Origin of the sequence: Flavobacterium ginsenosidimutans (assembly GCF_003254625.1) — a bacterium.
GTDB classification, from domain to species: Bacteria; Bacteroidota; Bacteroidia; order Flavobacteriales; family Flavobacteriaceae; genus Flavobacterium; species Flavobacterium ginsenosidimutans.
This window is the reverse complement of the sequence record NZ_QJRJ01000082.1, coordinates 168,126-193,955: the sequence shown is the minus strand read 5'-3', so window position 1 is coordinate 193,955 and position 25,830 is coordinate 168,126. Positions and strand designations below refer to the sequence as shown.

The following is a 25,830-nucleotide window of genomic DNA, read 5'->3' as shown; positions in this document are numbered from 1 at the left end:
ACGGATAGTCTATGAAAAGAACAATTACTATACTCGCATTATTGGTTATACAGCTGATTTATTCGCAAACCAAAAACAAAACTGCCGATGCTCTTTTTGATAAGATGTATTATGTGGAAGCCGCAAAATCGTATGAACTTTCAATAAATAACGGTGATGCTTCTAAAGAAACGCTTCAGCGGCTTGGAGATGCTTATTATTTCAATACCAGAATGTCAAGCGCATCAAAATGGTACGGAAAACTGATTGCTGATTATCCTAATGAAGTTTCGGCCGAATATCTATTCCGTTATGCACAGTCGCTGCAAGGAATTCAGAATTATGATCTGGCAAAAAAATGGATGAAAAATTTCGCCGAAAAACAAAAATCAACCGATGCCAGAGCTAACAACTTTTCTCTTAAAAATGTCACACTAGAGGATATTGAAAATATAAAACCGTCTTTTATACTGGAGAATTTAGACATTAATTCCGCTTATTCAGACTTCGGACCAATGTATTACAAAGGCGATTTAGTTTATTCAACAACTGTCGATTCTTCGTATTGGAAAACAGACAAATACGGATGGAACGATCAACCGTATCTTAATATGCAGCTAGGAAAAATAAATGAAACACAATCTAATGTTACTTTCAAAGAACGATTCGGAAAAGACATCACAACCAAATATCATGAAGCCTGTATTGCTTTTTCTCCAGATGAAAAAACCATTTACTTTACCCGAAATAACTATAACGGAAAACTAAAACGTGACAGCAAAGGCATTAATAATTTAAAAATTTACTCCGCAACAGCTGTAGAAAACCAAAACGGAACTACACAATGGACCGATATTAAAGAGTTGCCTTTTAACAGCGACAATTATTCAGTCGGACATCCTTCCGTAAGCAAAGACGGGAAAAAGCTGTATTTCGTTTCAGATATGCCGGGAACAATTGGTTCTACAGATATTTTTGTCGTTGATATTTTAGGCAATAATAAATTTTCTGAACCCAAAAATTTAGGCGAAAAAATAAATACAACAGGACGCGAAATGTTTCCTTACATCACCGATCAGGCACTTTATTTTTCTTCTGATGGCTTCTTAGGTTTAGGAGGTTTAGACGTATTCGAAAGCAGAATAAACGACGGTGTTTTTGATACACCAGCCAATCTTGGTGCGCCATTAAACAGTAATCGAGACGATTTTGGCTATATCGTTAACGAAGCAACCAACAAAGGTTTTGTCTGTTCTAACAGAAAAACAGGAAAAGGAGATGATGATATTTACTCTTTTGAAAGATCATGCAATCAAGCTATAAGCGGATATATTTTTGATGCCATTTCAAACAACAGAATCGGCGGCGCGATGGTTACGCTTAAAAATACAAACGGAATAAAAGTGGCTGAAACCGTTTCTCAGCTTGACGGAAAATACGACTTTAATAACAATATAAATTGCAACACTTCGTATACTATTGAGGTCACAAAAGACAATTATAACACCAATAATAAAGCGATCGTTACAGCAAATAGTTCTGGAAAAACAGAAGTTCCAGTAGGTTTAGATCCAGCTTTAATTGTTCGCGAAAATGGCGTTTTAAAAATAAAAATCGGAATCATTTTCTTTGATTTAGACAAATCAGAAATTCGCTATGATGCTGCAATAGAATTAAATAAAATGGTTCTCTTAATGCATCAGTATAACTCAGTAGTAATAAAAATTGAATCGCATACCGATTCTCGTGCCGATGATCAATACAATCTTGAGCTCTCAGATCGAAGAGCAAAAGCCACAAGAGATTATCTCATTTCTCAAGGAGTTGCCCCCGAAAGAATAGAAAGCGCTATAGGCTACGGAGAAACTCAGTTAATCAACAATTGCTCCAACGGAGTTCCGTGTACAGAAGCTCAGCATCAAATCAATCGACGAAGCGAATTCATCATTACCAAAATGTAAAAAGCGTCCTAGACTATTCTAGGACGCTTTTATTTTCTATACAAATTCTAGCTTTTATTCTTTTACTGAAGCTTCACACACATCCATTCACCTTTCATAATCAATTTATCTTCATCAAAAGCTTCTCCATATTGTTTAATGATTTTTTCACTTGTGCGAATGTTTTTCACTACAAATTTAACCAGTTTATTAAACTCAACACCAGCAAAAAACTCAACATTATCCATACTTACTAACCCAAAAACGCCGTCTGCGATTCCTAAAAGCTTTATTCCTGCGCCTCCACATTGCGCCATTGCTTCGATTAAAATAGTTCCTGGAACAAAATTAAAATCTGGAAAACTACCCTGGAGCCAAGCATCTTTATCTGTAAATGTCTTTAAACCAATGATTGTTTCTGTAGTATAAGAAATAATTTCATCGACAAAAAGAAACGGTGCACGATGCGGAATTAAATCTTCTATTTTTTTAGTCATGTTTGTGTAATTTTTACCAATGTACGAATCTGGTATGAAATAACCAACGTTTTAAATTATATCTCTGTTAAATACTTATTTTATCGCTATATTTCTTAAACAAAAAAGAGATGCCAAAGCATCTCTTTTCCCGTTATCAACTCTAAAATCAATCGTTTTACTCTTGCAATAAGACAAAACTTTTAGCATTTGCTTTGATTTTATTTCCTTCAAAATCAATATCGATAATTCCTGCCTTTCTTGGCGAAACCCCGCTATTGCTTAAATGCGTATGCAGAACATATTTCATTTTTCCGTCTTTATCATAAAAAACATCTCCATGGCCAACTCCATTTATTCCAACGTCTTTACGGCTTATTATTGGACTTTCCGCAGCTTTTTTCCAAGGTCCATACGGACTTTTTGCTGTTGCATACCCTACAGCATAATCAGGATTTCTAAAATCATTTGCAGAATAAATCATATAATACAAACCGTTGTGTTTTAAGACCGTTGGACCTTCTGTGACTGGCCAAGATACATTTTGTGTATTTTCCCAAGGAAGAACCCCAGAAATGCATTCTTTCAGCGTTTCTTCTTTAATTCCCGACAGGTCTTCTTTTAATTCTGCAACAAAAATTCTGTTCCCGTTAGTCAAACGCACGTGATAAAGGTATTTTTTACCATCCTCATCAACAAAAACAAACGGATCGATCTGTTTGCCCAAATTAAACATTGGAGCCTTAGAATCGCTTTTAAATGGCCCAATCGGACTATCACTACTTGCGATAGCGATATTCTCATCGGCTGTGTAAATAATTTGATATTTTCCATTGAATTTAAAAATCTGAGGAGCCCAAAAACCTTTCGTTCCAAAAGCATCACCTTTTTTTAAAGCCAAACCATTTTGTGCGCCAGATGGACCATTCCATTTTTTTAAATCTGAAGAAGTGTACACTTGAAAACCTTCTCCGTTAGGAAAATCTCCAGTTGTTGTTCCGTACAAATAATAAACTCCATTTTCGTAAAAAATGGTCGGATCTGCCAGCAAGATTGATTTGTCTTTTGAAGCCGTTTTTTTAGCCGTTTCTTTCTCTTGAGAACAACAAATAAAGACACAAAACAAACTCAGCAGACTAAAATATCTCTTAACATTCATTATTAAACTTTTTATTTAGTTAAATATAATTTTAAATCTAAAAATCAAATAGTTAAATACTTAGTATAGAAAAAACCTATAGTAGAAATTGCGCCATTTTTTAAATAAATCACAACAAAATCTTGATTACTTTTTTGTTTTTAAAACTGTATTTTTAATTCGATTTTTAGGGTATCGAAATCGTGGAAATAATTGCGAAAAACATTATTTTGTGATCGAAAATTTATACAAAGAAACTGTATGATACTTCTCTCCTGCTTTTAAAGTAATCGGAGCAAACTTTGGCTGATTCGGAGCATCTGGAAAGTGCTGTGTTTCTAAAGCAAAAGCAGTTCTAAAATCATCTTTAGCACCTGATTTAAAGGTATTTTTACTTTGCATAAAGTTTCCGCTATAAAACTGTAGTCCAGGTTCTTTTGTATAAATATCTAAAGTAATACCTGAAACATCGCCTTTAATCGTTGCGGCTTGAACAAAACCATCTTTTTTGTCTGTATTCAGCACATAATTGTGGTCATAACCTTTTCCAAATTTCAGCTGTTCGTCTTTAGTTTCGATTCTTTCGCCAATAGTATGTTTAGAAGTAAAATCAAATGGTGTATTTTTTACTGATTTTAATTCGCCACTCGGAATTAAACCTTCATCAACAGGTGTAAATTTATCTCCGTAAATCTGTAATTCATGATTTAAAATCGTTCCGCTTCCCTCTCCATTTAAATTGAAAAAAGCATGATTGGTTAGATTTACAATTGTCGTTTTATCCGTTGTCGCTTCATATTCCATTTTCACTGAATTATCATCTGTAAGCGTATAAGTTACTTTTACATTCAGATTTCCTGGAAAACCTTGTTCGCCATCTGGAGAAACATAAGTAAAAACCAAAGTCTTTTCATCTGTTTTTTCCGCATTCCAAACTACATCTTGAAAGCCCTTTACACCACCGTGTAAAGCATTTTTTCCATTATTTAACGGAATCTGATATTGCTTGCCTTCAAGCGTAAACTTGCCTAATGCAACTCTGTTGCCAACTCTTCCAATCGTAGCCCCAAAATAAGGTTCAGTCGAGTTTTTAAAACCTTTTACGCTGTTCATTCCAACTACAACATCGGTTTGTTTTCCGTTTTTATCTGCAATCCACAAACCTACTAATCGCCCGCCATAATTGGTAAAAGCAGCTTTTATACCTTTGTTTTCGATCCAATACAAACTGACTTTTTTGCCATCGATTATCGTGTCGAAGTTTTTAGTTTCTAAAACCGTTTTTACGGAATCTAATTTGATTTCGGTATTTTCTTTTAAAGCCGAATCGTCTTTTTTGCTGTTTCTACAATTGAATTGAAAAAACGCAAGCAACAAAACTGCAGCTATTTGAATGTTTTTCATTTTTATGTCATTACGAGGAACGAAGCAATCTCATTCTCTGGTTTAAAATCTTTTCTAATTATTTTGATGGAATAGCTAATAGCGTTCCTTCACTCACAGGCTCGCCCAAAACTGGAAATCCGTTTGCATCCCAATTAATTTTCTGCATTCTTGGAGATCTTTTATTCCCACAGCCCTCACCCGGATTTGAATTGGCATGATATAGAATCCAATCTTCTTTTCCGTCAGGTGATTTAAAAAACGAATTATGCCCTGGAGCGTAAACTTTATCTTTCTCTGATTGCTTGAAAATTGGTTCTGGAGCTTTCTCCCAAGCCGAAGCATCTAACAAATTATCTCCGCCTTTGAATTTCAATAATCCTAAAGCATAGAAATCTGTCCAACAGCCACTGGCAGAAAAAACAATGAAGATTTTGCCATTTCTTTCCAAAAATTGCGGCCCTTCATTCACATTAACTTGCGGCGGATTTACATCGTCGTGTAACGCACCGTGCGTTTCCCAATCATTTGTTGGCGCAGAAATCATAACACGATCGCCGTCAATTTCTAGTGGATTTTTCATTTTAGCTATGTAAATATTCTGCTGACCGTTTTTGTCGCCTGCCCAGCCTGCCCAAATCATGTACAATTGCTTTTTATATTCGAAAACATTTCCATCAATTGCCCATTTATCGGTTTTTGCAGCGATTTTGCCTTTAAACTCAAAATTCCCTTTAAACGGATCTGATGATTTATTTTCTAAAACATACATTCTGTGATTGTTGTTATCTCCATTATCAGCCGCGAAATAGCAATACCATTTCCCATTGATGATATGAAACTCTGGCGCCCAGATTTCAGCTGAGTAATCAGTTCCTTTTGGTGGCATCCAAATGACTTTGCTTTTTGCATTTTTGATATCCGAAAGATCTTTTGTTTTCCACAAAACCAATTTGTTTCCAAGTGTGTTCGTGTAGTAATAATAGCCTTTGTAATACGTGCTATAAGGATCTGCTCCCGATGGCAGGATTGGATTTGTGAATGTTTTCTGTTGTGCAAAACTTATTGTTGTGAACAGAAAAAGGATTAGATATTTTTTCATTTTTTATTGATTTTAGGCTCTTAGAGTTTTTTAACGCAAAGGCGCAAAGGTTTTTCGCAAAGTTCACAAAGGTTTTTTCTTAGCTTTGTCACTTTAGAAGAAGACGAAGAACACAAAGCTGTTCGGCATCTTTTTGTCATTCCGAGGAACGAGGAATCACACTAGGGATTCGATAAAAATTGGTGACATACTGTGCGGAGTTTCTTGTGTGATCTCTCCTTCGTCGAGATGACAAACCAAACGCCTATGTGTTTAAAAATTATTTAACATTCAAAGCATTAATAACCTCCGTGTTTATCTTGTTGACAGCTTTAAAATCCATTTTATCCACTTTCCTGTCGTAAGTCATAAAACCGTTTACTTCACCTTCAACATCTGTTGTTTGAGTGTAGACTGCTGCAGAGAATCCCGTTTTAACGTATTTTCGAAGCATTTCAGCGTACTTTATGTATTCGGCGGTAACTTCACTTGCATTTTTAAATTTAATGTAACCCCAGTTGTCATTTGCTCTCCACAAATGTCCTTCAAGCGGAAGTCCTATTCCACCATATTCTCCTAAAACCGTAACTCGTCTTGCGTCATAAAGATACATTTCTGGACCAGGATAATTATGCAGATCTAAAATATCTCCCGTTTGAAAGTGATTTCCTCCACTTGCAGAGTTCGTTAAACGGCTCGAATCGTAGTTTTTCGTCCATTCTGTAATTTCAACGGTTTTAAATTGTCCCCAAGCTTCATTAAACGGAACCCAAACGACAATACTTGGATAAGAATACAAATGATCCATAATTTCTTTCCATTCTTTTCTGTAGATTTCTTCTGATTTTGCAGAACGTTGTAATTCTGTTCCTTCAAAGTATTTTCTATTTTGCCAAATCGGCTGATCGTCTCCACTTGGCATATCTTGCCAAACCAAAATTCCCATTTGGTCGCAATGCGTATACCAGCGCTCTGGTTCAACTTTTACATGTTTACGAATCATGTTGAAACCTAATTCTTTCGTTTTAATGATATCATATTTCAAAGCTTCATCAGTTGGCGCCGTATACAGTCCGTCTGGCCACCAGCCTTGATCTAAAGGTCCGAATTGGAAATAATCTTTGTTATTCAATTGCATTCTCATAATACCGTTTTCATCTCTTTTAGACGAGATTTTACGCATAGCAAAATAACTTTTCACCTCATCAACGACTTTATTTTTGCTGATTAAGCGAATTTTTGTCTGATACAAAAATGGACTTTCTGGTGACCATAATTTCAGATTATTCAAAACAATATCATTGCTTTCGCCCACAACCGACTTTTGATTGGCAATTTCTTTTCCATTGTCTAAAACTGAAATTTCTACTAAATCGCCTTTTTCTGCTCCATTTACCTCAGCTTTAATACTGATGGTATTTTGATCAATATTTGGCGTTGTTTTTAATTCTGTAATATTTTTAGCATTTACAGGTTCAATCCAAACGGTTTGCCAGATTCCTGTAACGGGAGTGTACCAAATTCCTTCAGGGTTTTTAACTTGTTTTCCTCTTGGCTGCGGCCCGTCATTTGAAGGATCCCAAACTTTTACAACCAATTTTTGATTTTTACCTTTTTGGATGAATGGCGTAATGTCAAATGAAAACGGCGTATATCCGCCAGTATGAGAACCCACTTTTATGTCGTTGATAAAAACTTCAGTTTTCCAATCGACAGCACCAAAATGCAACAGAATGTTTTTGCCATTCCAGCCAGATTCAATTGAAAAATTAGTTTCGTACCAAAGTTCATTTTTAGAACCAACTTCTTTCATTACGCCAGACAAACTAGATTCTGCCGCAAACGGAACCAGAATTTGTCCGTCGTATTTTGAAGGCGCTGCTTTTCCGAATTCTTGAATGCTGTAATTCCACAAGCCGTTTAAATTTTTCCATTGGCCACGCTCCATAATCGGACGCGGATATTCAGGCAATGGTTTCTTTGGATCGACTTGCTCTGCCCATTTTGTTTTAATTTTATCTCCTTGAGGTTTCCATTGTGCATTTGCTGCAAAGACCGAAAACAAGGCTAAAAAAAGGATACTTTTTCTCTTCATGCTTTATATTTATTAGGCATTAATTGTTGAATGAATGCCGTGATGTTTTTTCTAAATCAAAATGAATTACCGGGCTCATCTCCACATAAGCCCGATAATTACTGAACTAAACTAACTTAACTAACCAAGTTTTTAGTAGCATTAAGATTTTTGTATTAAGTATTAAGATTTTTTCCTAAGCACTCCTCACTTGCTCTTAATACTTAAAACTTCCATCTTAATTCTTCTTTCCGAATTTCTTCACTAAACTGTCGTATTCTTTTTTAGAGATTGTAATCATACAGCCGTGGCGCACTTTTTCTGGGAGACTGTATTTGTCCCAATCTGAGAAAAAAGTGTAGCCTGAGGCTTGAAACCAAGGTCCGTTTAGGTTATCTGCTATTGATAATCCGTACGAAACTCCTGGATATTGTTCGTAATACATGTACCATATTTTGTCATCTGGAGAAGGAATTAACATTGGCGCTTCCCTGAAGTTTGGACTGATAGATTGCTGAGGCAAAGAATAAGGTCCTAAAAGGGATTTTGATTTGGCAATTCGGATGGTTTTTCCGGTTGTCCAATACAAAGTTGGATACGTTTCATCTTTAATCACGGCGTAGTAGGAATCGCCAACTTTACGAATAAAAACATCAATTGTTCCCATATCCCAATCGAATAAGCGTTTTGGCGTTCCTTCGAAAGTTTTTAGATCTTTAGACAAAACATACAAAGTACGCTGACTTGCCCAATAACGTTCGCCATCTTCCTTTGTTCCTTCCAAATGCGGCGTATGCCACGTCATGATGAACTTTTCAGAAGGTGCATCGTAATATAATTTTGGCGCACCAATTCGCTGTAAAGCGTTTGAATAATCTGGTGTGCTTTTTAAATCTGGTGTATAATCGGAATGTTTTTTCCAAGTAATTAAATCATCTGAAACCCAAATATTGATACTTTTCGCATCATCTCCAGTATTTCCAGCGATATAATATTTTCCGTCCGGTCCTTTGCAGATATCTGGATGACCTTTGTAATCTTCAAAAACGCGTTTTCCGTTATTCAGGTTTTCCCAATGAAGTCCATCCAAACTAACAGAATAATATAATCTGCCGTAATCGTTATGCGTCATGTGCGCAAAAAGATAGGCTTCGTTTTTCGGTTTTTCATTTCCCTTCACTTGTCCAGGCGGATCTGGCTGTTGCGCTTTCGCTGAAAAGCCGACAATAATTACCATCGACAAAAGGAGCTGTTTTATTTTGTGTATTTTCATTGTCATTAGGTTTTATTTTTTTTGCCACGAATTCCACTAATTTTCACTAATTCTATTTTTTGCCACAGATTTCACAGATTAAAATGATTAAATCTGTTATTGAAAATTAAACACATAGAAACATAGATTTTTAATTACTCTTTGTTAAGATTAGAGAAAAAGCTAGCTTTCACACATAGCTATGTGCATTGAAATAAGTGAAACGCCTTTTTTAGACAAAGCAAAACTATGTTTCTATGTGTTTTAAAAATCTGTACAATCTGTAGCAAAAACAATTATCTAATCATCAAATTGACACATTGTCTAATTTTTCTTATTCGCCTCAGATGTCAGTTTCTTAATCAAATCAGTTTCTGCTTTTATGTATGGAGTTCCGTCTGTATGCAATACTTCGTGAAACCAGACTTTTGGTTCTGCTGTGTATGTTTTTGTCCAACTGTCCCAAGCGTATTTCGTTTGTGTTTTTCCGTCAACAAATCCCCAGTTGATCATACCAACATTGTATTTTCTCGCAATTGGCAAGAATCCTTCGAAAGTGCTTCCATTTGGTCTTGCCATATATTCTGTACACAATAATGGTTTTCCGTAACGTTGCAATTCTTTGATTACTTTTTCGAAATCCTGAGGCGTGTTGTAATTATGGAAAGAAACAATATCAGACTGCTCGATTTGCATTTTGTGCATTGGTTTCATTTTAGCTTCGTCGCTCCAATCTCCAACCCAAACTCCTGAAGTTAATGGCTGAGATGGATTGCTTGATCTCGCCCAAACAAAAATGTCTTTTAAAAGAGGCAGAATTAAATCGGCTTTGTTTTTAATTTCTACTTTTTCATAAGACGGTCCAGTCATATTATCTGGTTCGTTCCAAAGATCCCAACCCAAAATACGATTGTCATCTTTGAATTTTCCTACCGTTTCTTTTACGTATTTCTCTAAACGAGGATATTGTGTTTTATCCTGTAATGCTTTTTGCCCTGGAGCCTGAACCCAACCAGAATTATGCGTATGCGGTTTTGGCGCGCGTTGTTTTCCTAAAGCAGGAAACGGATCCCAGCAAGAATCAAACAAAACAAAAAGAATTTTGATGTGGTGTTTATCTGCAATTCCTAAAAAAGTGTCCATTCTTTTGTAAAGACCTTCGGCATCTTGCTGATGTAATAAATCGTGCAAATACACGCGCATTACATTCATTCCAAGACCTTCTGCCCAACCCAATTCTTGATCAATTCTTTTTGGATCAAAAGTATCTTCCTGCCACATCTCTAACTGATTTATAGCTGTGCTAGGAGAATAATTTGCTCCAACCAACCAAGGTTGCGCTGCGTACCATTTATTGGCCTGATCTTTTGTCCAGATTTCTCTTTTTTCTACTGAAGTGGTTTCGCTTTTCTTTTCTTCAGGATTACTTTTTTTGTTGTTGCAGCTAAGCAATACTAGTCCTGCTAACATAAATGTCAGACACAATTTTACTTTCTTCATTCTAAATGTTATTTATTTTGAACAATAGTTCTTTATGATAAGGGAATCAGATTTTGTATTTCTGATTCCCTCAAAAAATTCAGTTTTAATTCATTGAGTGATTTTTTCTATTCTTCAGGCTTAATTTAAATCTCTCTAAATCTGCTTTAATCTGTATAAATCTGCGTGAAAAATGGATGCAAAAAAGTATTTCACGCAGATTTTAAAAGATTTTAGCAGATCAAATTAGATTTTACTTGTTGAATGAAATTATCTTTGTTTCCATCCAATCCGTAATTTAATATCCAGAGTTTTGCTCCAGATTTGGATTATTATCTACATCTGATTGTGGAATTGGCAATCTGTGATTTTTTCCAACTGTAAAGTTTTTGAAATCAGGATCACGAACCGCAATCTTATCAACAGAAGCCTGAGTATCTAAATCTCCCCAACGTTTTAAATCTTCCCAACGAACACTCTCGCCAGCCAATTCTAAAACCCTTTCCATTTTTAGACGCTCTAAGAATTTATCATGATCGTTCCCAATTTCTGGATGCGCTGTTGCCAACGTATTCATGTTTGCACGAGCTCTTACTAAATCAACATATTGATATGCTTCAGCAGTACTTCCTAATTCGTTTAAAACTTCTGCATAACGCAATAAAACATCAGCATAACGAACCAATCTGTAGTTTACTTGGCTGTAATAATCTTCATTATTTCTGTAGTAATCACGGCTTCCTTTTCTGAACCAAGCTTCGTTATTATTCCATTCCCAGTCTTTTCCGTATGTTTTATCTCCAAAATCTGCTAATAATTGAGGATAATATAAAGTCCATCTTAATCTTTCGTCCAGTTTTCCGTCTTTGGTGTTTTCTTGCTTAAAAGCATCTACCAACCAAATACGAGCCTGACCATCTGACCATCCAATTCCTCTTGGAGCAAAAAATTGACTGCGATTGCTAGAAACAGCAGCATTTTGATCTTCTCCTGTTCCTCCTTTTCTCTGATCTCCAAATTGGATTTCAAAAACAGATTCGCTGTTATTTTCATTTACATCCGTAAAGTTGTCTCGGTAATTTGACACTAAACTATATTTAGCACCTGCACCAGAAATTAAATACTCTAAAGCGCCTTTTGCTTCAGTCCATTTGTGCTGCTGCATATATACTTTTGCTAGAAAAGCTTTTACAGCACCTTTATCAGGTCTACCTGTTTGATCATCTGCCCAATCATTTGGTAAATCTTCATAAGCTTCATTCAAATCTTTTTCGATTTGAGTCCACACTTCGGCTAGTTTTCTTTGCTGTGGCAAGTCTGATGGCAACGATGGCTCTAAAACCAATGGAATATCTTCCCAAAGAATTGCTGCATAGTAATAGTGTAATGCTCTAAAGAATTTAGCTTGCGCTAAAATTTTCTTTTTATCGTCTTCATTTTGAAACGTAATATTTGGAACATTTGCTAAAACCTGATTACATCTAAAAACCGCTTTGTAGGTATCTCTCCAAGTTACAGCGTTTCCTTCCCAGAAATTGTAATTGATATAATTGAATCTTGTCCAGTCTGCTAATTCTGTCCACGGACTAACGCTATAACCTTCGTCTGAAGTTAAATCTAAACGAAAATACATCCATCTTGCCCATAAACCATCTTTATAAAACATGGCATAAATAGAGTTAACACCAGCTTGTGCATCGCTCTCAGTTTTCCAATATTGACTTACTTGTATTTCATTAGGGCTGTCGAAATCAAGTTCTTTTTCACATGCAGTAAAAAAGAGACCTAGAGAAACTACGGCTATTATTGCTATTTTTTTCATTATGCTATTTTTTTAAAATTAAAAGCTAAACTCAACACCAAATGAATACGTCTGTAAATTTGGGAAAGCTCCGTTATCAACACCTCTTTCAAAAATATTTCCATTACTAAACTCAGGATCTAAACCTTTATATTTTGTAATTGTAATAACGTTTTGAGCTGATAATGTTAATCTTGCTCTTGTAATACCAGATTTATCTAAAACACTTTGCGGGATATTATATCCAAACCCAATGTACTTAAGACGGATAAAATCGCCGTTTTCTAAGAATCTGTCGCTATCTCCTCTTGAGTTTAATGTTGAACCTTTTGTAATTCTAGGAAAATCAGTATTTGGATTTTCAGGTGTCCAAGGCTGGATTCCTTTTCTATAGTTACTATTGTCATCAAAACGATCTACAACACTTCTAAATCCGTCATAAACAGTAGCTCCGTGAGAAGCAATCCAGTTCATAGAAAAATCAAAACCTTTATATTCTGCCCCAGCATTTAATCCCATTTCAAATTCTGGCCAAGGACTACCCACAACCGCTTTATCTTCGTTAGTAATTTGTCCGTCTCCGTTGTTATCTTTAAAACGAATATCACCAGGAACAGCATTTGGCATAATTACTTTTCCATCAGCATTTTTATAATTGTCAATTTCCTGTTGATTTTGGAACAATCCATCAGTTTCCAAAACATACCACATTCCTACTGGCATACCAGCTCTTGTAACCGTATTTCCAGAGTAGTTTTCGTTTTGTCCATTACCTAATGAAACCAGTTTGTTATTAACTTTGGTGAAATTTACAGAAGCATTGAAAGACAATTCATTGATTTTTTTGCTGTAAGCCAATTCAAATTCAAAACCTTTGTTTTCAACCGTTGCAGCATTAGAAATTGGATTTCCTCCATCGTTTCCTGTAGTTAATAAAATTGGGAAACCAAATAATACGTCTTCTGTACGAGCAATAAAGTAATCTGCCGTTAAACGTAAATCATTATTTAAAACACCAAGATCTAATCCCAAGTTGGTTTGTTTCAATTTTTCCCAACGAAGTTCAGGATTTGCTAATTTAACTTGTGTTGCTGAATTGTATGTGTTTTGTCCATTACCTAAAACAATCAATCCGTTTGTATTAACGAAGCTTTTGTATTCGTAATTTCCAATATTTCCTGAACCCAATTCTCCATAACTTCCTCTTAATTTTAAATCTTTAATAAAATCTGATTTAAAGAAAGATTCGTTGCTAATTCTCCATCCTGCAGAAACAGAAGGGAAATTTGACCATTTGTTTTCATCACTAAATCTTGATGATCCGTCACGTCTGATAACTGCATTAAATAAATAGCGATTATCATAGTTGTATTCTAATCTTCCTAAATATGACGCTAAAGCTGCTTCAGATATACTTCCTCCAACTACAGGATCAGTTCCTAAATCTAAAACTTCAAAATATTGCCCTGTTGCTGAATTTATTGGAAGGTTTCTCTTTTGACCATAAATAATATCATATTTATCTTTTTGGTAAGTCTGTCCTACTAAAACAGTTACATCATGTTTGCCAAATTCTTTTTTGAAAGTCAATGTATTTTCGAACAACATTGTTTCTGATCTCGCTTTATTTTGATCTGTCAAAGCAGGATCTTGCGGCTGATTTAAAGTCCAGCTTCCCACTTTTCTCAAAAATTTATAAGAGTCGAAACTAGTTTCATAACCAAAATTGAAACGGTATTTCAACCAAGGAGCAAATTTTAACTCTGACCAGATATTTCCTCTAATTCTAAAATTTTGATTAATAACATTTGCAAAATCAGCAATTGCTAAAGGGTTAGTACCAAAAGTATCTGCAACTCCTTGTTTTCCGTAGCCATATCCTCCCCAATTAGTAGGATCGTAAAGCGGAATTGTTGGTGTCATTCTATAAACATCAATAATTGGATTTCCAGACATTTCATCTGTTTTAGAATTACTGATTGCTAAGTTTTCTCCAATACTAAAAATTCCTTTTGTACCGCTTGAATTTACGCGGAATGAAATTCTATCAAAATCGGTTCCTATGACAGTTCCTTCATTTCCAAAATAATTTCCAGACATAAAAAATGTAGAGTTTTCATTTCCGCCAGAAAAACTCGCATTATAATCTTGCATCATTCCTGTTTGAAAAGTTGCATCTTGCCAGTCTGTATTTACAGCCATGTTAAGATTCTGTCTTGGCAATCCAGCATTATCATAAGCCATGTTGTTGTATTTTGCAAACTCATCAGTCTCCATCAAATCATAACGTGGCATAGTTGTAAAACTGGTTTTTGCAGATACTTCAACCTGAAGCGGACCTTTTTTACCTTTTTTAGTCGTAATAATGATTACACCATTTGCAGCACGAGAACCATAGATTGCTGCTGCCGATGCATCTTTTAAAACCTGAATGCTTTCAATATCATTAGGGTTAAAATCTCTGTTTGCAGAAGTTACTAAACCATCAATTACATATAATGGATTAGAACTTTGAAGATTTTTTAATCCACGGATTTCTACACTTGCTTCTTGTCCCGGACGTCCGCCACCGCGAACTTTAACTCCCGTAACTAAACCTTGTAATCCGTCAGCAACTGTAGTGATTTGTCGTTTCTGGATTTCTTCTGGCTTTACTAAAGCAACTGCTCCTGTAAGATCTTTTTTCTGTTGCGATCCATAACCTACTACAACTATTTCATCGAGTTTCATTGCATCTTCTTCTAAAATAATACTTATAGAAGTTCGGTTGTTGATCGCAATTTCTGTTGTTTTATAGCCTTGCGAACTAAAAACTAATGTTTGGTTTCCGCCGACAGCAATTTTATAACTCCCGTCAAAATCAGTCACGGCGCCATTTTGGGTTCCTTTTATTAAAACATTCGCAAAAGGAATCGATTCCCCATTGGCGGCTGTAACTTTTCCCGTCACAGTAATCTGTTGGGCAAAAGCGGACTGCAGTAATAAACTAAAGAAAACCAAGAGGTAATATCTCTTTGTTAAAAAGTGAGTGAACGTTGTTTTCATTGATTTTTGCATTTTAGATAGTTTTATTTCTTTTTGTGGTTTGGTTTAATGAAATATTGAATTGTTTAATCGTCCGGGATGCGAACAAAAAAAGAATCAATATTATCTGGTAATAATAAATTGTTCATTTTGTTTCAAAATTATTAATGGTTTAGTTTTTCAAACTTAATTTTATTGATAGCACATTTTTAGACTTAAAAAATTATCAATATCATTTATTTGATTTTTCAAAGTAGGCACTTTTTATTCAAAATAAAATGCTTCATTTGTGTCAATATCTATCTTAAATGATTCAAATTGTATTAAAAACAGTCCGTTTTCATTCAGCTGCAACATTTTGTAGAATATTGAGACGATTTGCAGAAAACTAGATTTTAGCTTAAAAAACAGCACTATGCGTAAATTCTTTCTTTTTTTATGTTTCAGCATTTTTTCGATAAATTTTTCGAATGCGCAAGAGTATTATTTTAAACATTTTCAGGTTGAAGAAGGACTTTCAAACAACACCGTTTTGACCTCAATACAAGATAATGACGGTTTTATGTGGTTTGGAACCAAAGATGGATTGAACCGTTTTGATGGTTATCGTTTTAAAACCTATAGAAGCAGCGGAGATCCTATTCATAGTTTAGGAAGCAATTATATTCAATCACTTCACGAACATAATGGCACTATTTGGGTTGGAACTGATAAAGGTTTGTATCATTATGATAAAAAACAGGATCGTTTCACCATTTTGAATGAAGCCATAAATGATCGTATAAATGACATCAATCACGACCAAAAAGACAACATTTGGTTTGTTTCCGGCAACATTTTGTATAAGTATGCACCAAAAAAGCAGCAAACAACCACTTTCAATCCAAACAAATATTTCATTACGACTTCGATTACGAAAGATTATAAAGGCGAAATCTGGGCTTCTTCTTTAAATAAAATCTATCATTATTCTGAAGAAAACCTTTCTTTTGAAAATATTCCGCTTAATCCGCCAGCGAATAAAGCTAATTTTAGAATTACAGTTATTTATGCCGTAGATCAGGAAAATATTGTAATTGGGACACAAGACAACGGCGTACTCCTATATAATAGAAAAGACAAAACGACAAGCGAGCTGAAATTTGGCATTAAAGAACCTGTTTTTGTGCGTCAGTTCAGAAAGAAAGGAAACGACGAACTCTGGATTGCGAGCGAATCTGGAGTTTATGTTTATAATTTGAAAACTAAAACCGCTATAAATCTTAAAAAAAATTACAACGATCCGTATGCGATTTCAGACAATGCGGCCTACTCTATTACTATTGATAAAGAAAACGGAATCTGGATTGGAACGTATTTTGGCGGTGTCAATTACCATCAAAAACAATACACACAGTTTAAAAAGTATTTTCCACAGAACAATCAAAACTCCATTAGCGGAAGCGCAGTAAGAGAAATTCATAAAGACGATCACGGCGATTTATGGATTGGAACGGAAGATGCGGGCGTAAATCGTTTTGATCCGAAGACGCAAAAATTTACTTCTTATAATGTTTCTTATTATAATATTCATGCTTTAATGCCAAGAAAGGACAAAATCTGGGTTGGAACTTTTGAGCATGGTTTGGATGTTTTAGACCGAAATTCAGGTGCGATTCTAAAGCATTACAGCGCAAATGACGGACGAAGCGGATTACATAGCAACTTTATTTTTTCTTTTTATGAAATGAAGAATAACGACCTGATTGTAGTGACTACATCGGGGCTTTACCGTTATAACGAACAAGCAGATAATTTTGAAATACTGAAATTCTTCCCAGAAACCTATCATTATACCAATATGAAGGAAGACAGTGACGGTAATCTCTGGGCAGGAAGTTACCGCGACGGATTGTTGTTTTATAATCCAAAAACGAAGAAAAAAGAGGTTTTTACGTATGATTATAAAAATCCAAAAGGAATTAGCAATAATACCATCAATGCCATTTTTGAAGATTCTTCGAGAAACTTATGGATTGCAACAGAAAATGGTTTAAATCTGGTAAACAGAACAAATCACACTTTTACCAAATTCACGACCAAAAATGGAATGCCAAGCAACGTTTTCTATTCTATTTTAGAAGATGATTCTAAAAATCTTTGGTTAACGACTTCTAAAGGTTTGGTGAAATTTGGTCCAGATCATAAAACGATCAAGATTTTTACCACCGCAAACGGATTACTGAGCGATCAGTTCAATTACAATTCGGCTTTTAAAGATGCAAACGGCGATATGTATTTTGGAAACTTGAACGGAATGATCAGTTTTAATCCGAAGCATTTCAGCAAAAACAAATACACGCCTTTTATTTACATTACCAATCTTCAGATTAATAATAAGGACATAGAAGTAAATAGCCCCGACTCGCCTATTTCGCAATCTATTTCTTTTCTTGACGAATTGGAATTAAATAACAGTCAGTCGTCTTTCAATCTCGAATTTGCGTCTTTAAATTACACTGCACCAGAATTGACCGAATATTGGTTTCAATTGGAGAATGTAAATAATGATTGGGTTTATTTAGGAAGAAACAATAAAGTTTTCTTTACCGAACTTGCTCCTGGCGATTATGTTTTTAAAGTAAAATCCTTGAATAGTTTTGGCGTTTGGAGCAAAGAAGTAAAACTTAAAATCCGAATTCTTCCGCCATTTTATGCGAGCATTTATGCTTATTTGCTTTATTTCTTATTAATCTGCGCTGGTTTTTATTATATCATTCGCTACTCTCAAAATCTTACACAGATTAAGAATAACCGTAAAATAAAGCATTTGAATGATGAAAAAGAAAAAGAAATCTATCAGGCAAAAATTGACTTTTTTACGAATGTAGCCCATGAAATCAGAACGCCTCTGACTTTGATTAAAGGGCCATTGGAAAAGCTTTTAGGAATGAAATACGAATCGGAAGAAGTGCCGCAGCATCTTTCGATTATGAAGAAAAACACTTCTCGTTTATTGAAATTGGTAAATGAATTGCTTGATTTTAGAAAATCGGAAATTGGCGGTTTGAAATTGACTTTCGTCGAAGCGAATATTTCTTCGATGGTTCGAAATTTTCATTTAAGATTCAGTCAGCTAATTGAAGAACGCGAACTTGAATTTGATTTGGAATTGGGAGAAAAAGACATTCATGCTTTTGTGGACAAAGAAGCTTTCAAGAAAATTCTCAGCAATTTGATCAATAATGCGATTAAATATTCGAACAAAAAAGTTTCCATTTCTTTATTTAGAGATGAAAAGAAACTGACTTTAATCGTAAAAAATGATGGAAGTGTGATTCCGATTCATTTAAAAGACAAAATTTTTGAGCCATTTTTTAGAGTTGACGACAGCAGTACGGCTTCAGGAACAGGAATTGGACTTTCGCTGGCACATTCGCTGGCACAATTGCACAATGGAAGTTTAGAATTGGTTGCAGATTCTCAATACAATATTTTCGAATTGGTCGTTCCATTGCATCAAGAAGAAGAATTTATGCTTTATGCTGATTCTGAAAAAGAGCAAACAGAAAACGAAACGCCAAAAGAACCAGTTGAAATTAAAAACGAAAAAGCGCAGATTTTAGTTGTAGAAGACAATGAAGATCTTTTGAGTTTTATTACAACGGAATTGGCAGGAACTTACGCTATTTTAAAAGCAGAAAATGGTGAAGAAGCATTGAAAATCATTCATAATGAAAACATTCAACTCGTAATTTCTGATGTCACAATGCCAATTATGGACGGAATTACGATGTGCAAAAAGATCAAAACAAATCTAGAAACGAGTCATATCCCTGTGATTTTATTGACGGCGAAAAACTCATTAAAATCACAAATCGACGGACTTGAAGTTGGTGCAGATGCTTACGTTGCAAAACCTTTTTCGATGGATTATTTGAAAGTTCAAGCCCATAATTTGATCGAAAACCGAAGACAGATCATGAATTATTATGCGAGTTCTCCGCTTTCGCACATTAAAAGCATTGCGCACAACAAAACAGACGAAAAATTCCTCAAAAAACTAGACGACGAAATCCTTAAAAACATCACCGATCAGGATTTAAGTGTAGAATCACTAGCCGAAATCATGAATATGAGCCGCTCGACTTTATACCGAAAAATCAAAGACATTACAAATCTGAGTCCGAACGAATTAATCAATATTGTCCGTCTCAAAAGAGCAGCAGAATTGTTATTGAATGAAAACTATAAAATGTACGAAATTGCAGAAATGGTAGGCTACAAATCGCAAACGAGTTTTGGTCGAAATTTCCAAAAACATTTTAATATGTCACCAACGGATTATATCAATGCGAATAGATAATTAGAAAATGTGTCAATTAGATAATGAGATAATGCAAGTAATTGACTAATCATCTAATTGGCACATTGCCTCATTTTTTAATTCCTAAAAGAGAATACAATTCATCCTTTTTATTTAGAGCGGCAGAAATAGTTTTTCCATCAATCAATTCAACGATATTTCCGTTTAAGCTTCTCACCGCTTCCAGATTTAGAATAAAAGAACGCTGAACACGAAAGAACATGGGGAGTTTCAGCACTTCTTCCATCGCTTTTAGAGTGCCTAGAGTGGTGTAAGATCCACCATTGATTACAAATTTCAAATAATCGCCTTGCGCTTCGACATAAAGAATTTCATTCAGCAGAATCTTAATCAGTTTTCCTTCTGATTTTATAAAAATACGATCCGAATTGATTTGGTGAACCGAAGTTGTTTTCTTTAGCGAAAGATACTCTTTGGCTCGATTTACGGCTTTCAGGAAACGATCAAAACGAACGGGTTTTAAAAGATAATCTGCGGCACCAGTATCAAATCCTTCCAAAGCAAAATTGCGATGCGCCGTGATGAAAATAATAACTGGAGCGTTGGTAAGCGATTGCGCTAATTCTAAACCATTAAATTTAGGCATTTCGATGTCGCTGAAAACAATATCTGCTTCATTTTCTTGCAGAAATAACAGCGCTTTAGAAGCTTCTCCAAATGAAGCTTGCAATTCCAAAAACGGTATTTCAGCAATAAAAGATTCGATAATATCTCTTGCAATTGGTTCGTCGTCAACGATTATGCATTTCAACTTTTCCATTATTTTCTTAAAACTATTTTTAAATCGACTTTAAACGAATTTTCAAGTCTTTTAATTTCTAATTCATATTGATTCGGATACAGCAATTCTAGACGTTTACGAGTGTTCTCTACTCCTATTCCGCTAAAATTAGAATCGTTTATTGTTTCCTCCGAATCGTTTTCTAAACTAAACCAAAAAGTATTCTTTTCGATCTTGATGTCAAGTTTTATAAAAGCGCTTTTGCTTTTCAAACCGTATTTAAAAGCATTTTCTATAAAAGTAAAAGTCAAAAGCGGTGCAAGAAAAAGTCCTGCGGTTTGTCCTTCAATAGTAACTTTAATATCCGTTTCATCGTCATAACGCATTTTTTCTAAAGCGATATAATTTTGGATGAAATCCAATTCTTTCTCCAAACGCACAATTTCAGTATTCGATTCATACAAAGTATAACTCATAATATCTGAAAGATTCAGTATTATTTCTGGAGCTAAATTGTCTTTTCGAACGGTCAAACCATATAGATTATTCAAAGTATTGAACAAAAAATGCGGATTCAGCTGTGCTTTCAAAAAGTCTTTTTCAATTTGAATATTCTGAATTTCTAAGGCTGTTTTTTCTCTTTCAATCTGGAATTTTTTGTTGTACAGTTTCGCGATTTCAACCAAGATTTTAGCAAAACAAAAGGGAGAAAGCAGTGAAATAATTATAATCGTCTGTGAAAGCATTCTTTTTGGAGAAACGGCTTCTAGAAAAGTCTGTTGCGCACTCATTTTAATTACACCTTTTAATTCTCCAAAAGTAATTTCAAGACCTAAATTGTAATATATCAATGAAATAAAGTACGTTGCGGCCATCCAAACAAAAATCAAAATTGGAAAAAGCAATAACAACAGGATTATAATTCTAGTTTTACTTCCTGAAAATATATTTGGCAACAAAAAATAGAATAGCATATAAAACACCATCATGTTGACCAAAGCCATTCTTATCGTTAGTAAAACGGCATCAAAATAGACTAATTTATAGCCAATTACATAGCTCAAAAACAGCAAAATAGAAAAGCTTAACCACATGAGAATGTGCAGTAAAATTCGATTTCTTGTGGTGAAAAAATGATCAAAATTTAGCGGTGTCATTTTATCTAAAAAATATCCCGAAGTAGATGTGGTATTTGGCATGTAGTTGAATTGTAAAGCAGTTTCAAATATAATTTATTTTTTTCCAGTGAATACGGAAATATATTAACACATAGAAACATAGATTTTCTTTGCGTTTAGAGACGTTTGAAAAAGTTTATATCTATGTGTGAGAAACTAGTTTCTTTCTCTTTTCTTTTTCGAAATAAAAAAATCTACGTTTCTATGTGTTTAAAAATCAATTGCAGATTGAGTTTATTTTTTATAAAATTCTAATAACCGCATTGATCAAATTAATCGTGTTATGCCCCAGAATAGAATAAATTAGATTTCCTGAAAAATTTCTCAAAATACCTACACTAAATGAAGAGATTACGGTCAGATAAACCATTGTTATAAGATCAAATTTCAGATGCAAATCTTGATCTAAAACAGCGCCATGAGAAACTCCAAATAAAACAGTTACAATGATAAATGCCCAGCCAAATTTTACTCCGTGATACTTCCGTGTTGGTGCAAAAGCTTTCTCTAAAAGCCATAAAGAGATTCCTCTAAAAAGGATTTCTTCTGTTAATCCGGGCATTGTAGCCTGAAAAAGAAAGGTTTCTAAATCGAAATTTCCTCCTTTTGGAAATAAAATCAGTTTGAAGATAATATCGAAAAAAGTAAATCCGAAGAAAACCATTAATCCGAATTTTAAATTGTTTTTGGAGTTGGTTTCAGAAGTAAATCCGATTTTAATTCTTTCTTCTTTTGAAACTGAAAAAATGATAATCAATCCTAAAATTAAACTCAAGATTTTTCCAGCCCAATTGAATTTTAAATCTAAATCAATTAATTGTTTTCCTGAAGCCTGCAAAAACACATCAGCAAAAAAATATAAAATGAAAAATACCAAATATTTCAAATTAGATTTTTCAGTTTTTAAATGTGCAATAACAATAAGCGGTGCAATTAATACTATCCAAAGAAGTGGCGTAAATAGTGACATAATTTTGATTTTTAAGGTTTTAATTTGAATCAAAAGTATTTACGCCATTTAAAGTTTTCAAGTGTATTCGGTAGAACACAGAGTTTAGTCCGTGAAAATGTCTTTTTATCCGATAAGACAATTCGGCAATGTGTCAATTAGATAATGAGGCAATGCAAGTAATTAACTAATTTTCTCAGGGTTATATAGCATTGCAGTACACAAACAGTTTTTTCTTTCTTTGCTTAATAAAATTGGGCAATTGATACAGCTTTTGCAGTTTTCCCAAAAAAGTTCATCGTTTGGCAATTCAGAATAAGTAACAGGTTCAAAACCGAGTTCGTGATTCATTTTCATAACGGCAAGACCTGTCGTCAGGCTAAATATTATTGCTTTTGGGTATTTTTGACGGCTAAGTTCAAAAATCTTTCTTTTAATTTTTTTGGCTAATCCCGTATTTCTAAACTCTGGCGCAACAATTAATCCAGAATTAGAAACATATTTTCCGTTTTCCCATGAAGATATAAAAGCAAAACCCGCCCATTTTCCTTTTGATGTAAAAGCGATAATAGCTTCACCTTCTATCATCTTTTTTGCAAGCAATTCGGGAGGTCGACCTGAAATACCAGTTCCGCGAGCTTTGGCCGATGATAGCGTTTCTTCACAAATCTGATTTATATAATGAATATGTTCTAGTTTAGCTTCTTCTATAATGAAATCATAAGGTTCAATATTTTCTTCATTAGAAGAAAAAATAGCTGTATCGCTTTTATACTGAATGGTTTTCATAATATGCACTAAACTATTTTAGCGATTAGCATAACAGTAATAAAAAGAACTACAGTAAACACCATCAAGTTGACGAATCGATCTTTATTTCGTCTAGATTTATTTGAAGTATATATTTTTGTGATTTCCTTACTTCTACTTCTATTTGTTTTCATGCTTTTTAATGTTTTTTAGGTTAAGAAAATGGAGTTGATAAAATAACCTCCATCGTTAACTGGAAAAAACAAAAGCTATGCCACGGCAACTCAAAACAACATAAACCACTAATTATAAATCAAATAACAAAAAATCAGCTTTGGTCAATTTATAAAAGCTTATCAAAATGATAAAATCTTATTCAAAATGAAAGGGATAAAAAACAAAAAAGCTCTAAATCGAAATTTAGAGCTTTCTATAATTATATAGACTTGTGAATTAGTCCCATTGATTGTTTTTAGAAACTGCAAATTTTCCAGCACCTGTAAAAAACAAAGCTACAGCACCAAAAAGGTAAAGCATTAATAATTCTAAAGCATAACCTCCATGTTCACTGATTGAGAAAATATCTTGAGCGTGAGCAGTTGCAATCGCTACTATACAAGTAAAAGCCAAAAGAACTGCAGCGATTCTAGTTCTGAATCCTAATAGAATAGCAATCGGAGCTAAAACTTCACCAATGTAAACCGCATATCCAAATGCACCCATGTTTTCTACAAGAAATGAAATTCCGTGAATCAGTTTAGAAACACCGTGAAAAAGCATTAATCCACCAGTACTGATACGCAATAGCAATAATCCAAGGTCTGTGTTTTTTGAAATCATAAATAATTTTGTTTAGGTTAAAATTTAAATACAAATTGGGCTTGTAAGCGACTAAAATACATAAATTTTATGATTCCAAAACTATATTATTTAAAATTATTCTAAATAACTATTTTAAGCTAACACAGACTAGATTTTTAACTCTTAAAACTTCACGGCAATCTTTCCGATTGTTCTTCCAGACTCTAAAAGTTCGTGGGCTTTTTTCAAATTTTCAGCTGTAAGTCCGTTTAAAGTCGTGTTTAAAGTAGTTTTCAAAATACCATCATCTAACAAGTCTGCTACAATATTTAAAATATTGTGCTGTTCTACCATGTCTTCTGTTTGGTACATAGAACGCGTGTACATCAATTCCCAAGAGAAAGAGACACTTTTGCTTTTCAATTTGGTTAATGCAACAGGATCGCTGCTTCCTGTAATCGATGCAATATGTCCTTGCGGTTTAATCAACTCGACCATTGTGTCCCAATAAGCATTCGTGTCAACGAAATCCAAAATAAAATCAACATACTCAAAACCTGCTTCACGAACAGTAGAAACCAAATCTTTATGATCTACTACAAAATCAGCTCCTTGTTTTTTACACCAATCAATTGTTTCAGGACGAGACGCTGTTGCAATAACAGTCAAACCTGCGATTTTCTTAGCCAATTGAATCGCAATTGAACCAACTCCTCCTGCTCCACCAATAATCAAAATTGATTTTCCTTTGTCTTTCTCAGCACTTATTCTTATTCTATCAAACAAAATTTCCCACGCTGTCAAAGCTGTTAACGGAATTACAGCAGCTTCTTCAATACTTAATGATTTTGGTTTTCTGCCAACAATTCTTTCGTCAATAATTTGATATTCAGCATTGCTTCCTTGTTTGGTAATATCTCCAGCATAATAAACGGGATCTCCTACTTCAAACAAAGTTACATCTTGACCAACGGCCTGAACGATTCCGACAGCATCCCAACCAATAATTTTTGGTGTTTCTAAAACAGTATCTTTCGCACTATTTTGGCGAATTTTAAAATCGACTGGATTTACTGAAATCGCATCAATTTTAACTAATAAATCGTGTGGCCCTGGAATTGGTTTTACTGCTTCAAATTCGATAAAACTTTCTGGGTTTTCTATGGCTAATGATGTTTTAAATCCTATTGCTTTCATTTCTTTTTAATGTTTAAATTAAAATATAGTACAAATATAAGCTGAGTTGAAATCTTGTAATTGGTATATATTGAGTGTATATTGGTACATATTAAGCAGATTTTATTTAAACACATAGAAGCATAGATTTTTTTGTTTCAAAAAAGAATAAAGAAAGAAACTAGTTTCTAACACATAGATATACTCAAAGATGAATCAGCTTTGTAAAAGTTTTAAACTTTGACAAAGCTCTGCGCTTAAA

General features: G+C 34.3%; 17 protein-coding genes. 2 read left to right on the top strand and 15 right to left on the bottom strand.

The window, feature by feature from the left end; all coding sequences use genetic code 11:
• The first annotated feature begins 11 nt into the window (after positions 1–11).
• Positions 12–1,940 (top strand): OmpA family protein, encoded by a 1,929-nt coding sequence (locus tag DM444_RS21395; RefSeq protein ID WP_111290468.1) that lies wholly within the window; start codon positions 12–14, stop codon positions 1,938–1,940.
• Positions 1,941–2,002: 62 nt separating this feature from the next.
• Here the strand turns inward: DM444_RS21395 and DM444_RS21390 are convergent, their stop codons facing one another.
• The 9 genes from DM444_RS21390 to DM444_RS21350 form a co-directional block, all read right to left on the bottom strand.
• Positions 2,003–2,416, bottom strand: coding sequence for a 3-hydroxyacyl-ACP dehydratase FabZ family protein (locus DM444_RS21390; RefSeq protein ID WP_111290467.1), 414 nt, complete (start codon positions 2,414–2,416; stop codon positions 2,003–2,005).
• A gap of 157 nt (positions 2,417–2,573) precedes the next feature.
• Positions 2,574–3,554, bottom strand: coding sequence for a glycoside hydrolase family 43 protein (locus tag DM444_RS21385; RefSeq protein ID WP_111290466.1), 981 nt, complete (start codon positions 3,552–3,554; stop codon positions 2,574–2,576).
• A 204-nt stretch (positions 3,555–3,758) separates the two neighbouring features.
• The gene (locus tag DM444_RS21380; protein ID WP_111290465.1) at positions 3,759–4,937 is read right to left on the bottom strand and encodes an aldose epimerase family protein; all 1,179 of its coding nucleotides are present in this window, start codon (positions 4,935–4,937) and stop codon (positions 3,759–3,761) included.
• Between the two features lie 58 nt (positions 4,938–4,995).
• Positions 4,996–6,018 (bottom strand): glycoside hydrolase family 43 protein, encoded by a 1,023-nt coding sequence (locus DM444_RS21375; protein ID WP_111290464.1) that lies wholly within the window; start codon positions 6,016–6,018, stop codon positions 4,996–4,998.
• Positions 6,019–6,277: 259 nt separating this feature from the next.
• Positions 6,278–8,092, bottom strand: coding sequence for a glycoside hydrolase family 2 protein (locus DM444_RS21370; RefSeq protein WP_111290463.1), 1,815 nt, complete (start codon positions 8,090–8,092; stop codon positions 6,278–6,280).
• Positions 8,093–8,309: 217 nt separating this feature from the next.
• On the bottom strand, positions 8,310–9,344 hold the full coding sequence (locus DM444_RS21365) for a glycoside hydrolase family 43 protein (RefSeq protein WP_111290462.1): 1,035 nt from the start codon (positions 9,342–9,344) through the stop codon (positions 8,310–8,312).
• A 303-nt stretch (positions 9,345–9,647) separates the two neighbouring features.
• Positions 9,648–10,823, bottom strand: coding sequence for a cellulase family glycosylhydrolase (locus tag DM444_RS21360; protein ID WP_111290461.1), 1,176 nt, complete (start codon positions 10,821–10,823; stop codon positions 9,648–9,650).
• A 277-nt stretch (positions 10,824–11,100) separates the two neighbouring features.
• Positions 11,101–12,624, bottom strand: a complete 1,524-nt coding sequence (locus tag DM444_RS21355) for a RagB/SusD family nutrient uptake outer membrane protein (protein WP_111290460.1) — start codon at positions 12,622–12,624, stop codon at positions 11,101–11,103.
• Between the two features lie 18 nt (positions 12,625–12,642).
• The gene (locus tag DM444_RS21350; protein WP_239455762.1) at positions 12,643–15,648 is read right to left on the bottom strand and encodes a SusC/RagA family TonB-linked outer membrane protein; all 3,006 of its coding nucleotides are present in this window, start codon (positions 15,646–15,648) and stop codon (positions 12,643–12,645) included.
• Between the two features lie 394 nt (positions 15,649–16,042).
• On the opposite strand from DM444_RS21350, the gene DM444_RS21340 reads away from it, so the two are divergent.
• Positions 16,043–19,972, top strand: a complete 3,930-nt coding sequence (locus DM444_RS21340; RefSeq protein WP_111290457.1) for a hybrid sensor histidine kinase/response regulator transcription factor — start codon at positions 16,043–16,045, stop codon at positions 19,970–19,972.
• A 70-nt stretch (positions 19,973–20,042) separates the two neighbouring features.
• Here the strand turns inward: DM444_RS21340 and DM444_RS21335 are convergent, their stop codons facing one another.
• The 6 genes from DM444_RS21335 to DM444_RS21310 form a co-directional block, all read right to left on the bottom strand.
• Positions 20,043–20,753 (bottom strand): LytR/AlgR family response regulator transcription factor, encoded by a 711-nt coding sequence (locus tag DM444_RS21335; protein ID WP_111290456.1) that lies wholly within the window; start codon positions 20,751–20,753, stop codon positions 20,043–20,045.
• Positions 20,753–21,913, bottom strand: a complete 1,161-nt coding sequence (locus DM444_RS21330; protein WP_111290455.1) for a sensor histidine kinase — start codon at positions 21,911–21,913, stop codon at positions 20,753–20,755. The genes DM444_RS21335 and DM444_RS21330 overlap by 1 nt, the downstream gene beginning before the upstream one ends.
• A 220-nt stretch (positions 21,914–22,133) precedes the next feature.
• Positions 22,134–22,862 (bottom strand): CPBP family intramembrane glutamic endopeptidase, encoded by a 729-nt coding sequence (locus DM444_RS21325; RefSeq protein WP_111290454.1) that lies wholly within the window; start codon positions 22,860–22,862, stop codon positions 22,134–22,136.
• Between the two features lie 162 nt (positions 22,863–23,024).
• Positions 23,025–23,630, bottom strand: a complete 606-nt coding sequence (locus tag DM444_RS21320) for a GNAT family N-acetyltransferase (protein WP_111290453.1) — start codon at positions 23,628–23,630, stop codon at positions 23,025–23,027.
• 414 nt (positions 23,631–24,044) lie between these two features.
• Positions 24,045–24,431, bottom strand: coding sequence for a DoxX family protein (locus tag DM444_RS21315; protein ID WP_111290452.1), 387 nt, complete (start codon positions 24,429–24,431; stop codon positions 24,045–24,047).
• A gap of 144 nt (positions 24,432–24,575) precedes the next feature.
• Positions 24,576–25,589: a zinc-binding alcohol dehydrogenase family protein gene (locus tag DM444_RS21310; protein WP_111290451.1), complete on the bottom strand. Its 1,014-nt coding sequence runs from the start codon at positions 25,587–25,589 to the stop codon at positions 24,576–24,578.
• Between the last annotated feature and the right edge of the window lie 241 nt (positions 25,590–25,830).